This is a genomic window from Pseudomonas sp. GW822-FHT06D10 (assembly GCF_058799535.1).
The window spans coordinates 1-17,067 of the sequence record NZ_JBXALN010000011.1 but is presented as its reverse complement, the minus strand read 5'-3'; the positions used below and the strand labels follow the sequence as shown (position 1 = coordinate 17,067).

Genomic DNA, 17,067 nt, shown 5'->3' with positions numbered 1-17,067 from the left:
AACCGCCCATGCTTCGTACGATCCAAAGCATTCTCATCGCCACCTTGCTTGGCACCACCCTGGCAGGCTGCGTGGTGGCCCCGGCCCATCCTCGCCGGCCGCCACCGCCGCCGCCCATTGTCGAGGTGATTCCGATGGCGCCGGCGCCGAGCTATCACTGGGTTGCCGGGCATTACCGCTGGCACGCCGACCAGTGGGTCTGGACACCGGGGCATTGGCGCTATTGATGGCTAGCCGGCCACCGCTTCCAGCAGCCAGGCCTTGAACGCGCCCATGGCCGGGGTTTCGGCCCGGGATTGCAGGCGGGTCAGCCAGTAGCTGCCGGTGACAATGCCGATGTCGAAGGGCTGCACCACCGCGCCACTGGCCAACTGGCGCTGGAACATCAAGGGCGGCGCCAGGGCCACGCCCAGGCCTTGCAGCGCCGCTTCGAGCATGCCCAGGGACGAGTCGAAGACCACGCTCTGGGGCAACAGGCTGTTGGCCCCCAGCCCCGCCGCCTGGAACCACTGCGGCCATTCGTCGGTGCGGTAGGAGCGCAGCAAGGTCTGCCCCAGCAGGTCCGCCGGGCTGTGCAACTGGCGGGCAAGTTCCGGCACGCACAAGACCGACAGTGGCGCCTGCAACAACGCCAGCGCCTCGATGCCGTGCCAGGCCCCGGTGCCAAAGCGGATGGCATAGTCCAGGCCTTCCGCCGCCACGTCCACCCGGTTGTTATTGGTGCTCAGGCGCAGGTCGACATAGGGATGGCGTGCCTGGAAGTCCTCCAGCCGCGGCAGCAGCCAGCCCACGGCGAAGGTGCCCACCGCGCCCACCGTCAGCACTTCACGATAGTGCCCACCCTCGAATCGTCCCAGGGTCTGGGCGATGCGGTCGAAGCATTCGCGCAGCACCGGCAGCAGGGTCTCGCCTTCGCTGGTGAGCATCAGGCCCCTGGGCAGGCGCTTGAACAGGGTGACGTTGAGCTGGGCCTCCAGGCTCTTGACCTGGTGGCTGACCGCCGCCTGGGTCACGCACAGCTCGATGGCCGCACGGGTGAAACTCAAGTGCCGCGCCGAGGCTTCGAAAGCCCGCAGCGCATTCAGGGGCAGATGGGGACGGAGCATGGGCATTCCCTAGTTTTTCTAATGGCTCGTGCGAAATATGGTCGTTTGTCGATGCGCCGTAAACTGCCTACATTGGCCTCGCTCGCGCAGCACCGGCCACGCCCTCCTGTGCCAGGAAGGCTTCGCGGGCAGGCCGCCTGAGGCGCTCCCACGAAGAACGCCGGGGCCGCAAAGCCGCTGGGACAAACGCGGCGTACATAACCAGAACCCAGGGAAACCAACCAATCATGCGGCACACAACCTTGACCGGACTAAGCGTCATCAGCGCCTGCGCACTGCTACTGGGCGCCTCCAGCGCCTTCGCCGAGACCACCGCGGACAGCGCGCTGAAAACCACCGTGGACGCCACCATCCGCCCGCTGATGCACCAGCAGGGCATTCCCGGCATGGCGGTGGCGATCATCGCCAACGGCAAGCGACATTACTTTAACTACGGGGTTGCCTCCAAGGACAATCAACAGCCGGTGGACAACGACACCCTGTTCGAGGTGGGTTCGGTGAGCAAGACCTACACCGCCACCCTCGCCGGCTACGCCCAGGCCAGCGGCAAGCTGGCCCTTGAGGACCACGCCAGCCAGTACCTGCCGGCCCTGCGCGGCAGTGCCTTCGACGGCATCAGCCTGCTGCAGCTGGGCACCTACACCGCTGGCGGCCTGCCCTTGCAGTTCCCCGACGAGGTGCAGGGTGAAGACAAGACCCTGGACTACTACAACACCTGGAAACCCACCTTCAGCCCCGGCACCCAGCGCCAGTATTCCAACCCCAGCATCGGCCTGCTCGGCTACCTGGCCGCCCGCAGCCTGGGCCAGCCCTTCGACCGGCTGATGGAGCAGACGCTGTTTCCCAAATTCGGCCTCAAGCACAGCTACATCCATCTGCCCAAGGACCAGCTGGGGCACTACGCCCAGGGCTACGACAAGCAGAACCGGCCGATCCGCCTCAGCCCCGGGCCGCTGGACGCCGAAGCCTACGGGGTCAAGACCAGCGCCCCGGACCTGCTGCAATTCATTGCCGGCAACCTGCAACCGGGCCAGTTCGACCGCCCCCTGCAACAAGCCATGGTGGCGACCCAGAGCGGCTACTACCAGGTCGGCGACATGACCCAGGGCCTGGGCTGGGAGCGCTACGCCTACCCGGTGCCCCTGGCGCGCCTGCTGGCGGGCAACTCATCGGCCATGGCCCTTGAGCCGCACCCGGTGCAATGGCTGATCCCGGCCGCAGCCCCCAAGGCCGACGCGCTGTACAACAAGACCGGTTCCACCAGCGGTTTCGGCGCCTATGTAGTGTTCGTGCCGAGCCAGCAGATCGGCATTGTCCTGCTGGCCAACAAGAACTACCCCAACGAGGAACGGATCAAGGCCGCCCACGCCATCCTCACGGCCCTGGAGACCGGGAAGTAATCAACCCGGCAGCCCCTCCGGCGCCTGCGCCTGCCCGCAACGCCACCTGACCTTCGGTCACGTGGCGTTTTTCCTGTTGCCTCGTCCAGAGTGGCGCCTAGACTCAAACCAGCCCCCTCGACCGCGCACTCGGGCCAGGCCAGCCACTGGCCCGGCGCTTGCAACGCCGGGCCTGATTCAAGGTTCGCGCTGAACCTTCTGCCAGGCTTTCCGGTCGATAACTGCAACCTGGCCAGGCTTGCCGGCGCTGCTGCGCCGGTCATCGCCCGGGCACCACAGCCGCTGGAGAAACGTCCGTGATATCGACCCTGCAGATCGCCAGAATCAAAGCCTGGGGCGCCCATGGCTTCACCGCCACCGGGGTGGTCAGTGCCTTGCTCGCCACCCTGGCACTGTTCGACAACCAGCCCAAGGCCTGCCTGCTATGGCTGGGGGTGGCGCTGCTGGTGGATGGCGTCGACGGCTCCCTGGCGCGCAAGGTCAAGACCAGCTCGGTGCTGCCCAACATCGACGGCTCGGTGCTGGACCTGGTGATCGACTACCTGACCTATGTGTTCATCCCGGCGCTGTTCATCTACCGCTACATTCCCCTGCCGGAATACAGCGCGCTGCTGGCCACCTCGCTGATCCTGCTGTCGTCGCTGCTGTGTTTCTGCAACGTCAACATGAAGAGCCACGACAACTACTTCCAGGGCTTTCCCGCGGCCTGGAACGTGGTCGCCCTGTGCTTCTACCTGATCGAGCCCGGCCCCTGGCTGAGCCTGCTGAGCATCTTCGCCCTGGCCCTGCTGACCGCCACCCGGGTGCAGTTCCTGCATCCGTTCCGGGTACGCAAGTGGATGGGGCTGAACATCATCGTGACCTTCGTCTGGCTGCTCAGCGGCGCATTGCTGATCCTCAGCCACCCGCTGCACAGCCCGCCGATCATGGGCTTGTGGCTGGCAGCCTCGGCCTACTTTCTCGGCGTGTGCCTGTGGCGTTCGGCCCAGGAATGGTTCAGCAAGGCCAACTGAACCCGGGCCGCGCGAACCATTGCCGGGGCCCGGCAAGCATGCAAGACTCCTGCGCCCAAGCCTCTGCAGCAGAGGCTTGGCGACTATTTGCCCGCCGCCCGCCGCGGATGAGTACCAGGCCAGCCCCCCATGACCCACCTTCCCCTGATCGACCTCTACCCCATCAGCGACAGCCCTCCGGATGAGCGGGAACGGCTGTATCACGAGGCCGCGCTGAAGAACAACTGGCCAACCCGGCCCTTGCGCGTGCAACAGACCGTGCGTAACGCCAGGGACTTTGTGCTGCATACCCTGGGCCACTACGGCGGTTCGGGCGTGGTCAACGAATTCCGCCGCCAACTCCATGTGCACCCCCAGCTCAGGCACGCCAAGGCGGCCATGCCCTACTTCAAGGATTCCGCACCGCTCAAGGAGTATCAAAGGGCATCTGGCAAGTTCACTGCGGACACCTTGAATACCGAGGTCAGGCACTTCGGACGGTTTATCGCCCCCGGCCAGGTGCTGTTCCACGGTGGTTCCTGCCGCCCGAGCGAGGTAGCAACCTTCGTCACCAACAAACCGCTCTCGACCTCTTTGTGCCCGCAGATTGCCGCCTGGCATGCGTACAACGACCTGCTCCCGGCCCCCAACCCCGCCCCGGCGATCTGGATCCTCAGCGCGCCCTACGGCAACCGCAAGGCCGTGGTCTATCGCAAAGGCGGCGCCGGCATGGAACATGAACAGGAAGTGCTGATCGAAGCAGGCTCCACCATCAGCCCCACGCGTTGCTTCAACGTGCGCACCGCCAGCGCCAATGTCCTGGTGATCGAAGCCAGCCTGAGTTGAAACGGGTGCCTACGGCACCTCGGGCTGGCCGATCGCCGCGCTCAGGGCCAGGGCCAGTTCCGCCACCGAGTAGGGCTTTTGCAGGAACACGAATTCCCGGGTCTGGCCCTGGGCCAGGGCTGGGCTGTAGCCGCTGGTGAGGATGACCGGCAACCGCGGGTAGTCGCAACGGATCCGGCTGGCCAGTTCGATACCGCTCATGCCCGGCATCACCACATCGGAAAACACCGCCTGGAATCGGGTCCGCTCCTCGCCCAGGCGGCGCAGAGCCTCCGCCGCGCTGGTGGCCCATTCGGTCTGGTAGCCCAGCTCGTTCAGGGACTGGGCCAGCAGCACGCCGACTTCGGGATTGTCCTCCACCACCAGCAGGGTCATGCCCTGGCCGTCGATCATGGGCACCACCGCCTGGGTTGGCGTCGGCAAGCCGGCCAGGGCCTCCGCGCGCGGCAGGTACAGGGTAAAGCACGTGCCCTGCCCCGGCTGGCTGTGCACCGCCAGGCCGCCGCCCGATTGCTGGGCGAAACCGAACACCTGGGACAAGCCCAGGCCGGTGCCCTTGCCCACCTCCTTGGTGGTGAAGAAGGGTTCGAAGATCCGTTCGATCTGCTGGGGGTCGATGCCGGCGCCGGTATCAGTCAGGGATACCGCGACAAAGTCCCCGGCCTGGGCACCCTGGCTGGCACTGGGGGGAATCTGCGCCACCCGCTCCACAGCCACCACCAGCAAGCCTTCGCCCTGCATGGCGTCCCGGGCATTGACCGCCATATTGATCAGCGCCGTGTCGAACTGGCCGGCATCGGCGTGGATGTAGCAAGGCTGCTGCGGCAACTCGATACGCAGTTCGATGCAGGCGCCGATCAGTGGATTGATCATCTGCGCCAGCAACTGCACGCTGGCGCCGACGTCGAAGGTCTCCGGGCGCAGGTTCTGCTGGCGGGCATACGCCAGGAGCTGGCCGGTGAGCTTGCTGGCGCGGTCGACGGTGTCGGAAATCGCCTTGATGTACAGCTGCCGGCGCTCTTCGCTGAGGTTGCGGCGCAACAGGTCGGTGGAAGAACGGATCACCGTCAGCAGGTTGTTGAAGTCGTGGGCCACGCCACCGGTCAGTTGCCCCACCGCCTCCATCTTCTGCGCCTGGCGCAGGATGTCCTCGGTCTTGCGCAGCGCCTGGGCGGCCTCGCGCTCGGCCTGCATGTCACGGCCCACGGCGTGAATGTGGTGCGGGTCCGGCACGGCGCTCCAGGCCATCCAGCGATAGGATCCGTCGCGGTGGCGAAAGCGGTTCTCGAAGCGCGAAAAGCTCTCGCCCCGGGACAGATCGGCCGCCGCCCCCGCTGCGGCCAGGCTGTCCTGGGGGTGGATGAAATCGTAGAAACTGCTGCCTTCCAGTTCCTCGCGCTGCCAGCCCAGGAGCTGGGTCCAGGCCGGGTTGACGGCGACGATGCGGCCATTGAAGTCCGCCACCAGCATCAGGTCCGTGGACAGCTGCCAGATCCGGTCGCGCTCCTGGGTACGCTCCTGGACCCGCTGCTCCAGAGACTCATTGAGCCGCCGCAGTTCCTCCTGCGCCTCGCGGGTGGCGCTGATGTCCCGGGAAATGCAGAGGATCTTCTCCGGCTGGCCGGCCGCGTCGAGCATCGGCGTAACCTGCACATCCCACCATTTGGTGCGCCCCTGGAGGGTATCGGCGGCGCCCTGGAACCGCGCCGAGCGACCCTGGCGCGCAGCAGCAATGGCATCCCGGGCCTCCTGGTGGCCCTGGCCCTGCCAGAAGTCCGGCCAGGGGCAACCCCGCACCGCATTGAAATCACTGACCTCCATGACCCGCAGGCCACCTTCGCTCATGAACGACAGCTGGCCATCGAGGTCCAGCACCTTGATGCAGTCGTTGCTGGCGGCCAGCACCCGGGTATTGAGCTCGCGGGTTTCGCGCAGGTGCGCCTCGGTCTGCCGGGCGTGCCGGGCCAGCAGCACGCGATCGGTGGTCTCCACGGTGTGGCACAGCACTCCGAGCACCTGTTCGTCGTCCTCGTCATACACCGGGCTCATGGAGAACGACCACCAGGTCAGCTCTTCGCCAGGGTAGCGCTGCATGTTCACCGGCAGGTCTTCGTGGCGGCAGGAGTAACCGAGAAATGCCTGCTCCACCATCGGCTGGACATCCGGCCAGGCATCAGCCCAGAGGGTCTGGATGGTCTGCCCCAGGGCATTGGCCAGGCGCGGGCCGAGGACCGGGCGGTAGGCATCGTTGAAGAAGAACTGCATCTGCGGCCCCCACAGCAGGTACAGGCTCTCCGGGGACTCGAGCATCTGGCTCAAGGTACTGCGCAGCAGGCCGGGCCAGCCTTCACGAGGGCCCACCGCGGTCTGCGACCAGTCGAAGCGACGGATTGCAGCGCCGATCTCGCCGCCGCGGGAGGTCTTGGGCGCTGCACCACGAGGTGGGGAAGTAGTCATGAACACATCACAGAAAAGGAAAAAGGCAACACTGCCATCCAATGGCCAGCGCAGGATAACTGACCCCGTGGATCCGCAGAAGTTGGCAAGCGGCAACGCTGATTCGACAACGGCGGCCAAAGTGCCCGGCGAATGCCTTTAAACCCGCGCCGCCCTGGGGCATTCTGCACCGGCATTGCCACCTGCCCACCGAGAACCGCGCGATGAATACCACCACCTTGCTGCTCTACACCTCCAGCTGTTTTATCGGTGCCCTGATTCCCGGGCCGACCTCACTCCTGGCCATGGCCAACGGCACCTCGCGCAATCGCCAACTGGTGGCGGTAGGCATGGCCGGTGCGGCGCTTTCGGATGTGCTGATCATCGCTGCCGTGGGCCTCGGGCTGGGGGCCATGCTGATGGCCTCGCAGCAGTTGTTCATGGCCTTGAAATGGCTCGGGGTGTGCTACCTGGCCTGGCTCGGCATCCAGCTCTGGCGCAGTGCGCCCCAGGCCCTCGGAGCCCAGCAGGTGCAGGCCGGGTCACGGCGCGTCGAGGTGTTCCGGCGCAGCTTCTCGGTGGCCATGACCAACCCCAAGGTGCTGCTGTTCTTCACCGCGTTCCTGCCGCAGTTCGTCGACCCCGCCCAGCCGGTCCTCATCCAGTACGCCACTCTGGCGCTGGTCACTGCGGTGGTGGAGGTGCTGGTGATGGGGCTGTACGCCGCGGGTGGCGTGCAGGCGGCGAAGTTCCTGACCGCCAGCGGCATGCGCCGGCTCAATCAATGCTGCGGTGCGGCGATGCTGGCGCTGGCGGGGTTTCTGGCGCTGTATCGGCGCAGCTGAAACGCCGCGCCAGGTTTCAGAAGGCCAGCTTGTAACCGATGGAAAACAGCATGACCGCCAGGCACGGGCGCAGGATCTCGTCGGAAATGCGCCCGGTCATGTGGCTGCCGATCCAGATCCCGGGCAACGAGCCCATCAGCAGGAAACCCAGCAGGTGCCAGTCCATGTTGCCCATGCTGGCGTGGCCCAGGCCTGCCACCAGGGTCAGGGGCACGGCGTGGGCGATTTCAGTGCCCACCAGGCGCTTGGTGGCCAGGAACGGATAGAGGATGAACAGCGCCACGGTGCCCAGGGCACCGGCGCCGATGGAGGTCAAGGCGACCATGGTGCCCAGGATCACCCCGGTGACCACGGTCAGGCCATTGAGCCCGCCGGGGCTGGGCTGGTAGTCGCTGCCATGGCGCTGGGCGAAGGCCATGAGTTTCTTCTTGAAGACAATGGCCAGGGCCGTGAGCAGCAGGACGAACCCCAGCCCCTGCTTGATCACCGCGTTCAGGGCCTGGGGGTCGGTGTCGAGATTCTTCAGGAACCACAGGGTCAGCGCCACCGCCGGCACGCTGCCCAGGGTCAGCCAGCCGGTGATGCGCCAGTCGATGTTGCGGTTCTTCTGGTGCACCAGCACCCCACCGGATTTGGTGATGGCCGCGTACAGCAGGTCGGTGCCCACGGCCGTGGCCGGGTTGATGCCGAACCAGAGCAGGATCGGGGTCATCAGCGAACCGCCCCCCACACCCGTCATGCCTACGATGAAACCCACTACCAGGCCCGCGACTACAAAACCGAAGTTACCCACATCCATCAATAAAGCCCTACAAATCACGCGGCCAGGTCAAAAACTGGCGGCAGCATAGCGGCTAAAGCTTATGTCCATTTATATGAATAAAATCTAACGTTATAACCAGGCCCATTTTTCTCATGCACAAGGCGCATGGCAGCCCCTGCGCAATTGCAGCCGCCACATGCCACGGCGCCCCTGGCACGCGGCTAAAAAAACACTTGCCGACAGACGCCGAACGCTCTGCGCTGCACATCAGGGCCGCGGCATCCGGTATTCTGCCTGACGCTTGCCGGGGCACCCGGCCTGGCACTCCCCCTGGCTCGTGCCCCACACCCGATTCCAAGGAAGGCCCATGACCTCTGCCGACACCTCGTACCAGATCGAGCACCAACGCATCCGCTTCAGGCGCCAGAGCCTGCAACAGGAAGCCCCCGAAACCGGCGCACCCGGCCGGGGCAACTGGGGGCTGGCACTGTCCGGTGGCGGCATTCGCAGTGCAACCTTCGGCCTTGGGGTGCTGCAGGCCATGGCCCGGGCTCCGGCCCCCGTCGAGGCGCAACCACAGCCTGCGGGCGCACGCGAACACAGCCTGCTGTCGCGCATCGACTACCTGTCCACGGTCAGCGGCGGTGGCTATATCGGCAGTTTCTTCAGCAGCCTGTTCCTCCCCGGGCGCCTGCAGCCGCAGGCTCCCCAGGACCCGGTGGCCCATGCCGCCCACAGCGCCTACCAGGCCCTGCGCTTCGAGCCGCCGGGGCGCATCAGCACCGGCGTCGACTACGCCACCCGGCCACCGGGCCAGGGCCCCGCGGCCTGGCTGCGGGAAAACGGCCGCTACCTGACCCCCACCGGCTCCGGCGACATGCTCTACGCCCTGGCCATGACCTGGCGCAACTGGCTGTCGCTGCAGGCCATGATCGGCCTGCCCATCGTGCTGCTGCTCAGCCTGCTGAGCCTGTTCCAGGTCCTGAGCCAGGCCAGCCTGCTGCTCTGGCCGCTGATGGCCGGTGTGCTGTTCGCCCTGCCCTGCGCCGTGGCGTACTGGCTGGTCATTCCCCAGGGCGACCTGGACCGGCCGCCGAGCATGGGCAACGCGGCGTACCGGATCATGCTCGGCATAGTCATCGGCCTGTGGCTCAGCGGCGCCCTGGCCTACTGGCTGGCCCAGTGGCAGGCAGTGGGCGCCCTGACCCTGGGCTGTGCCCTGGTGGGCAGCTGCGCCTTGCTGATCACCCGGCAACTGGTGCGGCGCCTGGCCGACAACCGCGACCCGGCCAAGGACAACGCCTGCGCCAACAGCGTGCGCAACTATCGGGTGCAGATCACCCGCGCCCTGGGCCGGGCGATGGCCGCGGTGGCGGTGCTGGGTTTTCTCGCCCTGCTGGTGACTGCGGCCCAGGCGCTGTACAGCTACCTGCACGACCTGAGGGCCCTGGGCAGCCTACTGTTGCTGGTGGGCCTGGTGTGGCTGGTACGGCGCCTGGCCCTGCTCAAGGATGAAAAACGCCTGCCGGGCTGGATGCACAAGCTGCCGCTGGACGTGCTCGCGCTGATTGCCGGCGGCCTGCTGCTGAGCCTGCTGTGCCTGTGCTGGGGCTTGCTGGTGCAGTGGATCGCCCACGACGGCGGGGTGGTGTCCGGCGACCACGCGGTGGCCTGGCGGCTGGCGGCGCTGAGCCTGCTGGCGGCCGTGCTGACCCACATCAGCGGGCGCTTCATCGGCTTCCTCAATACCTCATCGCTGCAGGCCTTCTACTCGGCGCGGCTGATCCGCGCCTACCTGGGCGCCTCCAATGGCCGACGCTTCAACGGCCCGGCCGCACAGCGCCGCACCTACATGAGCGTGGCCGAGCCCATGTCCAGCGACGACCTGTCGCTGCAGCAGTACTACGCCAGCCCCAGTGCCGGCCCGGTGCACTTGATCAACGTCACCATGAACCTGACCGTCGACCCGGCCGAACAACTGGTGCAGCGCGACCGCAAGGGCAAGCCGCTGTGCATCGCGCCGAACTGGGCACCCGACAGCCCGGCCCCCAGCGCCGAATGCCCGGCAGAACGCTACATTCTCGATGGCACGGCCTATCGTCGCGACCTCGACCATGGCCCGGCCTCGGAGATCATGAGCCCGCTGACCCTGGGCCAGTGGATCGGCGTCTCCGGCGCCGCCTTCAGCACCGGCCTGGGTCGCGCCACCAGCCTCGGCATGTCGCTGGTGCTGGGGCTGGCCAACGTGCGCCTGGGCATCTGGTGGCCCAGCCACTTCCTCGACCCCGGGCAACAGCACTGGGTGCCCCGGGACCTCAAGCCCTGGACCCGCTACGGCACCCAGGCCTACCTGTTCTATGAACTGACCGCGCGCTTTCACGGCTACCGCCGCGACTACCAGTACCTGTCAGACGGCGGGCACTTCGAAAACACCGGTACCTACGAACTGCTGCGCAAGGAGCGCAAGGTGGAATTGATCGTCACCTGCGACGCCGGCTGCGACCCCGACTACCAGTTCGACGACCTGGCCAACCTGGTGCGCCTGGCGCGCATCGACCAGGCGCTGGAGATCCGCGAAGACCCGGGGGCTCTGAGCCATCCGCAGCTCAAGACGGTGTTTGCCAGCCTTGAGGAATTCCGCCAGCCACCGAGCGCCGAGAACCAGAAATGCGCCCTGCTGCTCAACGTCCATGCCCACTCCCCGGGCAGTGACGATGACCTGTGCCAGACGCCCCACTGCCGGATCCTGGTGCTCAAGCCCCGGCTGATCGCCGGACTGACGCCGGACGTGCTGAACTACGCCCGGACCAATCCGGGCTTTCCCAACCAGAGCACCGTGGACCAGTTTTTCGACGAGGCGCAGTTCGAGAGTTACCGGCAACTGGGCCTGAGCATTGGCCAGGCAGTCTTCGGCACCCAGTGCCAGCCCAGCGAGATTGCCCAGGCGTTGTGGCGGTATCTGCAATAGCCCCGGCAGCGCCGGGGCCTGCCGGTCAAGGGGTCTTGTGCCGCTTCACCGCTTCCAGCCATTGCGCTTCAAGGCGTTCCTGGTGCGGGTCGATGCCCTGCTCGGCCAGCAGCGCCAGATGCCGCTCCACCTCACCGTGCATCTGCCCGTGGGCGCTGGAGTTGGCGTCCAGCTGGTGCATCTGGATCAGCCCCAGGTGATAGAAGCGCAGCAGCTTGAGGGCCGCAGGATCACCCGCCGCCACCCCGGCGGTGACCTGGTGCATGACGTTGGTCACCCGCATCAAGCTGCGCTTGAGGCGCCAGCCATAGACCGCCGCCGCCATCCACGGCTTGCTCCAGAACACACTGCGCAACAACGCCGCGCTGATCAGCAGGCCGGTGAATACACCTGCCGCGTTCCACAGCAGGTTGTCCCCGCCGGGCTGGCCGAACAGCGCCACCGCCGCGCTGGAAAACAGCATGGCCAGGGCAATGAACACCAGCGCGATGATCAAGGTGCTGCGCCGGGTTTGCCGACGGTAAGTCTCAGGGTCCTGCGGGGTGATGACGAACATGGGCGCGACGGGCTCCAATGGCTGAACGTGAGTGGCTGGCGCGCATTATCACCGCTGGGGGCAGTGGCGGTGGCTTAAATTGCCGCAGGAAAAGCAGAAGCATGATCCGGGTCATGACTTTGGGGGCTGCCTCGGTGCTCCGCTATTCATGCTGCCGGATGCTGTGAGTCAGCTTGAGAAAGCGCGGGATGACTTCCTCCGGCGGCGGTGTGTGCTCGGCCAACCCGTCCTTGCCCTTCTGGAAGGTAATCATGTGCACCGCCAGCAAAGGCCGCGCCAGGCCACCGGTATGCGCCATGGCAAACCAGGCGCGTTCCCGTTCCCCGGAGTCGGGACGCGGGTCCAGGCGCCAGCCTTCCAGCAAGGTGGCCTTGTCGCCCAGGTAGAATTTCTGCAGTAACTTGGATTTGGTCCATTTTTTGGCGTCGTAGCCAGGGTATAGATCGGTGGTGTAGATGCCACTAGTGGGCTTGGCGTCGGGATGAGCACGGGAGGCATTGATCATGCTCATGATGACGTTGGGAGTGCGGGTGAAGCGCAGGCTGTTCTTGACCTCAAAGCCAGTTTTACCATCGTCATGGATAAAACCGTAAGGCATGCAGATACCCGGGCCTTTGGGGATCTGGTACAGGTCTCGGGGTTCGAAGCGGGCGATCAGGTCTTTGATGCGTTGAGCGGCGTCTTCTCCTGGGCGGCTCATATAGAAGTAATAAATTCGCTGGTTGCGCCATAACAGCACTTCATGTGGTGTTTTTTCACTGCCCAGAATATGGGCATCGGGGATACCTAGGTCATGTTCGTAAACCTTGGCCAAGGAAATACTACGTTCAACCTTGGCCATGTTTTTTTTACGCTCCGCAATTGCCTCTTCGGTATCTTTAGATTTCAAAAGATCGTCCAGCATTCCTTTTTGAAGCTCAAAATTTTTTATTAGCCCATCTTGATAGTCCTTGACCTTCTTCTTGATATAGTTCCGCTGCCTATCAAGTTTTTCACGCTCGACAATCCTGCTAATTCTAATAGTCAACCCATCGTAGTCATAAGAAACATAATCACCTTTGGCAGAAATATGATTAGAAAAAATATGTCCTCCTCCATTGCTTATGGGCTCTTCATCCACGGCAAATATAGACCACTCCATCTCTTCATGGACGTCAAAGGTCAAACGCCCCAGGCATTCCTGGCGAGCAGGATCGGCAAACGCAAAGCTTACCGGCAATAGCAAAATGATCCCTGACACCCACGAATAGAACCTCATGAATTATGTCCCTTATCTTGAGGAAGCCGATTGACTGCGACTCTTACAGAGTTATCTTGCTTATCTAAAATATCAGCAAGCATAGTTTTATTTAGTCCTGAGTCATTATTTTCACCTCGGGTCCAATTGAGCGGTAGCGCCGTAATAAAACCCTCCACCTTGGTGGGAGGCAAGAAAGTTTTTACGCTTGTTAAAGTTTTACTCTTCCAAAAACTTTCCTCATAAGGCATAGGTTCAGACAATTCGCCGCCTACTCTAAGCTTACTTAAATCCCGATAGGTCCACGTTGGCCAAACTGGACAAGGAAAGCCACCTCCATACTTTTGAAGAACGTCCACCTTTATAACTTGAAGCTGACTTATATTTTGCGGAATGAAGTTAAACTCTTCATTGTAAAACTGTTCATTTCGATTGGCTCGCTTCTGTATCGCCTGCCACGTCGCCTTCGCCGCTGGTTGATCCAGATAAGGCTCCAGCTCAGTTGCCGGTTTAACCGAAGACGGTTTAGTCAAGCTCAACGCAAAGTGCTTCCTCCACAAGTCCTTGCGCAACTGGTTAATCGCCTGACTTACCTGCTGTTCATGCTGACCATCCAACGCAACTTTGACCGGTGTACTGTCACGCACAATCATCGCCAGCTCCGAATCCCGGTTGCCCAGCAAACTACGGTCATTGACGTTGGCACTCCCCACAATCGCCACCCGATCGTCGGCGATCAGCAATTTGCTGTGCACATAGATCTGCTCGGTTACTACACGGCCATCGAGGGTGTCCCAAGTGCGCAAGTTGAGCAGGGTCAGGTACTGGTTCCAGTCTTGTTGCTGGGCATATACAGGCTTCTCATTAAGATCTTTGCGTTCAATCACCTTCAACGCCTCTTCAGGGCTGCACTTGCCCTTGAGTGCCCTGAGGGCCATATGCCGTTGAATACGCTTGACCAGGCTGTGTTCGCCAAACACCAAGGTCTGCATGGTCAGGTGGACCTGGTGCATGACAATCGGGTCATTGAGCTTGCCCTCGGGGTGCACTGGCAGGACCAGGTACACATGAAAGGGCTGGTCATGCTCGATGGCCCGGCCAATCCGATCGGCCAGCGCCTGGACGATAGGGTTACGCAGGCTCTTTTCCTCCCCCAGGTTCTTGCTCAACCAGCCCATGGCATTGAGTTTCCAGATGTCATAGAAGCTGTTGAGGAACGTGTGGGATTCCTCAGTGGACTCTTCGGCTATCGCCTTGATTTCCCGCCAATCGATCAGGGCAAAGTCCTGGCTATCGATCGCTTCGCGCAAACCAATCCGTTCCACGTAATCCTGACGTAGGCTAGCGGGGTCACGCAGGCTGGCCATGGGACCGGATAGCGGCATTTCTTTTACCAGTTCTCCCTCAGCCCCAAAATCACTCTGGAAAAACTGGTTCTCCATATAGATAAAGTGCCCGGCGCTGGAGATCACCTGCTGCATCGCCTTCAGGCAGTTGGCTTGAACACTGGGTGTGCTGATACCCGGTGATAGCGACAGGTCCAATTTAGCGTTATGCCGCCCCAGGGCCTCTTGTTTGGTCATGACCTCCGAGGCGCTGCGCAGCACTTGCACGCTGACGCCACCACGCCGCGGGTCGGGCTCGGTGGGCAACCATTGCGGTTGATTGATCCACACCGGTTTGGGCTGCGCCAACCGTATCTGCAGTTTGTCATTGGCGTCCAGGTTGTGCTCCAGGCCCGCGCGCTTGGCCATCAGGTTCAGCCATTCCATGACCGCCACCACCACCTTGGCCGGAGTTTCGGCAAGAGGCTGGAGTTCGGCGATATAGGCCTGTTGGCCATTCCAGCGTTCAATGAAGTTGCGCGACAGGTCATACACCGAAGGCCCTTCGATACGACTATGTACGTCCTGCCAGGGCATGCGCGGCTGATAGTCCGCAAGACGCGAGTAGTCCTTCGAGGACATGGGTTGAGGGCTGTTCAGCAGGTAGTAGTAGGGTGGCTGATCACTCTCCTGGCGCTCTTGCAACTGGGCATAGAAATGCCCGAGTAGCGAGGCGCCCAGTGCCTTGATGCTATCAACCTCTTTCTGCGGCAGGGCCTCGAAGCCCTTCTCGCTGAACATCGCGACAAAACGGCCCAACTCGGTTTCATTCATCCAGCGATGAATCAGTTCGTAACTTCTCAGCCGCAGTACCAAGTGCAGTTGGCCCGTGGCGGCTTCCAGTTCCTGAAGCCACTCATGAACCTGGCTCTTGAGGGGCTCGGCCAAAGGCAGATTGTCCCAATTGGCGAGGATCAGCTCGGCCACCAGGCGAACCATTTCATCGTTCAGGTACTCTTTGGCCTCGGCCAAGGGGTCGAAGGCCCCTACGGTTTCTTTCAGGCTGTTGATTCCACGGGATAACCACTCGGTGGCTGGAAACATCGGGCCGTCGATGAAGTTCTGCACGGCAGCGCCCGTATTCAACACACCTTGGCGGGAGGGCAAAGACACCTCCATGCCCAGCACCGAGACCTTGCCCAACGGTTTGGACAGGTCAAACAGTGTGGCCAGCAATAGACCGTTGCGGCTGACATGCTTGTCCATGTCCATCCACCCCAAGTGTGGAATGCACGGGTTATAGGCATCATTGCCCCGGCGCTCGCGGGCATCGAGGCTGAAATTGTTGTCGTCGCGGCGACCGTAGGCCAGGTCGATACCACCGACGTAGCCGATCTTGTTGTCGATCACCACGCTTTTCTGGTGATGAGAGAAGGTCGAGCCCAAACCTGCCATATCGCTTTGCTGGATGGCTGGCGTACAGAACGCCCGGGCGCCGCCCAGACCGAAATTGAGCTGGAAGATCGCCAGCATGGTTTCAAAGTCGTAGGTCCCCAGGCTGCCCGAAGGACTCAGCCAGGGCATGACGAACACCCTGAGCGCCGGCTTGCTTTTGAGCGCCTGATGCAGGCACTGCCACAGGCTGCGCTGGCCATCGAGCAGCACGTCGTAGTTGACCTGCCAGCTGGTGATGAAGATCGACGTCTCGGCCTGGTCGATAGCCACAGCCAAGTCGCGGTAGTAATCATCGCCATTGATGAAGAAACGCACCTGATTGCCACTGCGCTTGGGCGCGAACAGATCATCGCCTTCAATGAAAAAGTCCGGGGCGGAGACGGCCAGCAGGGCTTTGCCGTCATCGGTGTTGATCTGGCTGAGCTCTTTATGACGGATACCGTTATACGGTGCCGGGTTGATTGTCATGCTCAATCCTCCCTGGATTGCAGTTGACGGTAGATATCACCTTCGCAGAGGGTGTCTTGTTGGCTGCGGGCCTGGACCAGGCCTTTGTTGGCCAGGCCTTTTTTCAGGCAGCCATGGAAATCCAGGGCCGCCAGCGCGGCCTGTTCCTGCCACGGTGCCGAAGGTTCCTGATGCAGCAGCAGCGCCACCCGCTGCCCGGGATAGCTCAGCCACAGCGGCGTCCCCAGGGCCACGGCGTTCGATAGAACGCGGCGCTGGTCCTCGTCGAGGGTGATACGCCCCTCTTCATCACTGGCTCCCTCCAGCAGTGGAATGTCCTCATCGCCCTCAAAGATTGCCCATGGCGTATAAGCCAGAGGGAAACCTTCATCACCCGGAATGTCGGTCAATTGGATCTTGAAGAAATAATCACGCGGCGCGCTTTCCATTCGCGGGCGCTCCACCCCGGGGCTGGCGCGCTCCAGCAGGTTTCCAGCTCGGTCGGCACCGGCGGGTATGGGGATCCTTGGCATCAGCAAGGCAATACCGGCCCCCTTGCCCGCCGCGCCTCCGGCATTCACCTTGACCTGCGCGCCATTCACGCTGATGCCGCCGGCATCGAGCTTGATAAAGCTGCCCCCGGCTTGCACCGTCAGTTCACTGGCCGCCTCGATCACCATCTTCTGGCCCG

General features: G+C 63.1%; 12 protein-coding genes and 1 pseudogene. 6 read left to right on the top strand and 7 right to left on the bottom strand.

What is annotated here, in order from left to right; translation table 11 throughout:
• The first annotated feature begins 8 nt into the window (after nucleotides 1–8).
• Nucleotides 9–227, top strand: a complete 219-nt coding sequence (locus AC1RL5_RS28725; RefSeq protein WP_492589981.1) for a YXWGXW repeat-containing protein — start codon at nucleotides 9–11, stop codon at nucleotides 225–227.
• A 3-nt stretch (nucleotides 228–230) separates the two neighbouring features.
• On the opposite strand, the gene AC1RL5_RS28720 is transcribed toward AC1RL5_RS28725, so the two are convergent.
• Nucleotides 231–1,106, bottom strand: coding sequence for a LysR family transcriptional regulator (locus tag AC1RL5_RS28720; protein WP_011062336.1), 876 nt, complete (start codon nucleotides 1,104–1,106; stop codon nucleotides 231–233).
• 227 nt (nucleotides 1,107–1,333) lie between these two features.
• Here AC1RL5_RS28720 and ampC point away from each other — a divergent pair, with 227 nt between their 5' ends.
• From ampC to AC1RL5_RS28705, 3 genes are all read left to right on the top strand, one after another.
• Nucleotides 1,334–2,506, top strand: coding sequence for a class C beta-lactamase (gene ampC / locus AC1RL5_RS28715; RefSeq protein WP_492589979.1), 1,173 nt, complete (start codon nucleotides 1,334–1,336; stop codon nucleotides 2,504–2,506).
• A 296-nt stretch (nucleotides 2,507–2,802) separates the two neighbouring features.
• Nucleotides 2,803–3,519: a phosphatidylcholine synthase gene (gene pcsA / locus AC1RL5_RS28710; protein WP_053152815.1), complete on the top strand. Its 717-nt coding sequence runs from the start codon at nucleotides 2,803–2,805 to the stop codon at nucleotides 3,517–3,519.
• 129 nt (nucleotides 3,520–3,648) lie between these two features.
• Complete coding sequence (locus tag AC1RL5_RS28705; RefSeq protein ID WP_072452608.1) at nucleotides 3,649–4,344, top strand: hypothetical protein; 696 nt, start codon at nucleotides 3,649–3,651, stop codon at nucleotides 4,342–4,344.
• A 9-nt stretch (nucleotides 4,345–4,353) separates the two neighbouring features.
• On the opposite strand, the gene AC1RL5_RS28700 is transcribed toward AC1RL5_RS28705, so the two are convergent.
• The gene (locus tag AC1RL5_RS28700) at nucleotides 4,354–6,801 is read right to left on the bottom strand and encodes a PAS domain-containing protein (RefSeq protein ID WP_015636392.1); all 2,448 of its coding nucleotides are present in this window, start codon (nucleotides 6,799–6,801) and stop codon (nucleotides 4,354–4,356) included.
• Between the two features lie 203 nt (nucleotides 6,802–7,004).
• On the opposite strand from AC1RL5_RS28700, the gene AC1RL5_RS28695 reads away from it, so the two are divergent.
• Nucleotides 7,005–7,625 carry a LysE family translocator gene (locus tag AC1RL5_RS28695; protein WP_015636393.1) on the top strand — a complete coding sequence of 207 codons (621 nt, stop codon included), beginning with the start codon at nucleotides 7,005–7,007 and terminating at the stop codon, nucleotides 7,623–7,625.
• Between the two features lie 16 nt (nucleotides 7,626–7,641).
• Here AC1RL5_RS28695 and AC1RL5_RS28690 read toward each other — a convergent pair whose 3' ends face one another.
• On the bottom strand, nucleotides 7,642–8,424 hold the full coding sequence (locus AC1RL5_RS28690) for a sulfite exporter TauE/SafE family protein (RefSeq protein ID WP_011062341.1): 783 nt from the start codon (nucleotides 8,422–8,424) through the stop codon (nucleotides 7,642–7,644).
• 331 nt (nucleotides 8,425–8,755) lie between these two features.
• Between AC1RL5_RS28690 and AC1RL5_RS28685 the strand changes: the two genes are divergently transcribed.
• Complete coding sequence (locus tag AC1RL5_RS28685; RefSeq protein WP_492589977.1) at nucleotides 8,756–11,356, top strand: hypothetical protein; 2,601 nt, start codon at nucleotides 8,756–8,758, stop codon at nucleotides 11,354–11,356.
• A gap of 25 nt (nucleotides 11,357–11,381) precedes the next feature.
• Here AC1RL5_RS28685 and AC1RL5_RS28680 read toward each other — a convergent pair whose 3' ends face one another.
• The 4 genes and pseudogenes from AC1RL5_RS28680 to AC1RL5_RS28665 all read right to left on the bottom strand — a co-directional run.
• Complete coding sequence (locus AC1RL5_RS28680) at nucleotides 11,382–11,912, bottom strand: DUF3087 domain-containing protein (RefSeq protein WP_077934533.1); 531 nt, start codon at nucleotides 11,910–11,912, stop codon at nucleotides 11,382–11,384.
• Nucleotides 11,913–12,054: 142 nt separating this feature from the next.
• Entirely contained in the window at nucleotides 12,055–13,170 is a 1,116-nt protein-coding gene (locus tag AC1RL5_RS28675; RefSeq protein ID WP_492589975.1) for a hypothetical protein, read from the bottom strand.
• A complete protein-coding gene (locus AC1RL5_RS28670; protein WP_492589973.1) occupies nucleotides 13,167–16,397 on the bottom strand; it encodes a phospholipase D-like domain-containing protein in 3,231 nt (1,076 codons plus the stop codon). The genes AC1RL5_RS28675 and AC1RL5_RS28670 overlap by 4 nt, the downstream gene beginning before the upstream one ends.
• A 2-nt stretch (nucleotides 16,398–16,399) precedes the next feature.
• Nucleotides 16,400–17,067 (bottom strand): annotated as a pseudogene (locus AC1RL5_RS28665) (type VI secretion system tip protein VgrG); the annotation flags it as partial.

Excerpts from the sequence above, each read along its gene's own strand:
- AC1RL5_RS28705 (WP_072452608.1), top strand. The coding sequence starts at position 3,649 with ATGACCCACCTTCCCCTGATCGACCTCTACCCCATCAGCGACAGCCCT.
- AC1RL5_RS28725 (WP_492589981.1), top strand. The coding sequence starts at position 9 with ATGCTTCGTACGATCCAAAGCATTCTCATCGCCACCTTGCTTGGCACC.
- AC1RL5_RS28680 (WP_077934533.1), bottom strand. The coding sequence starts at position 11,912 with ATGTTCGTCATCACCCCGCAGGACCCTGAGACTTACCGTCGGCAAACC.
- AC1RL5_RS28720 (WP_011062336.1), bottom strand. The coding sequence starts at position 1,106 with ATGCTCCGTCCCCATCTGCCCCTGAATGCGCTGCGGGCTTTCGAAGCC.
- AC1RL5_RS28685 (WP_492589977.1), top strand. The coding sequence starts at position 8,756 with ATGACCTCTGCCGACACCTCGTACCAGATCGAGCACCAACGCATCCGC.
- ampC (WP_492589979.1), top strand. The coding sequence starts at position 1,334 with ATGCGGCACACAACCTTGACCGGACTAAGCGTCATCAGCGCCTGCGCA.
- AC1RL5_RS28690 (WP_011062341.1), bottom strand. The coding sequence starts at position 8,424 with ATGGATGTGGGTAACTTCGGTTTTGTAGTCGCGGGCCTGGTAGTGGGT.
- AC1RL5_RS28695 (WP_015636393.1), top strand. The coding sequence starts at position 7,005 with ATGAATACCACCACCTTGCTGCTCTACACCTCCAGCTGTTTTATCGGT.
- AC1RL5_RS28670 (WP_492589973.1), bottom strand. The coding sequence starts at position 16,397 with ATGACAATCAACCCGGCACCGTATAACGGTATCCGTCATAAAGAGCTC.
- AC1RL5_RS28675 (WP_492589975.1), bottom strand. The coding sequence starts at position 13,170 with ATGAGGTTCTATTCGTGGGTGTCAGGGATCATTTTGCTATTGCCGGTA.
- AC1RL5_RS28700 (WP_015636392.1), bottom strand. The coding sequence starts at position 6,801 with ATGACTACTTCCCCACCTCGTGGTGCAGCGCCCAAGACCTCCCGCGGC.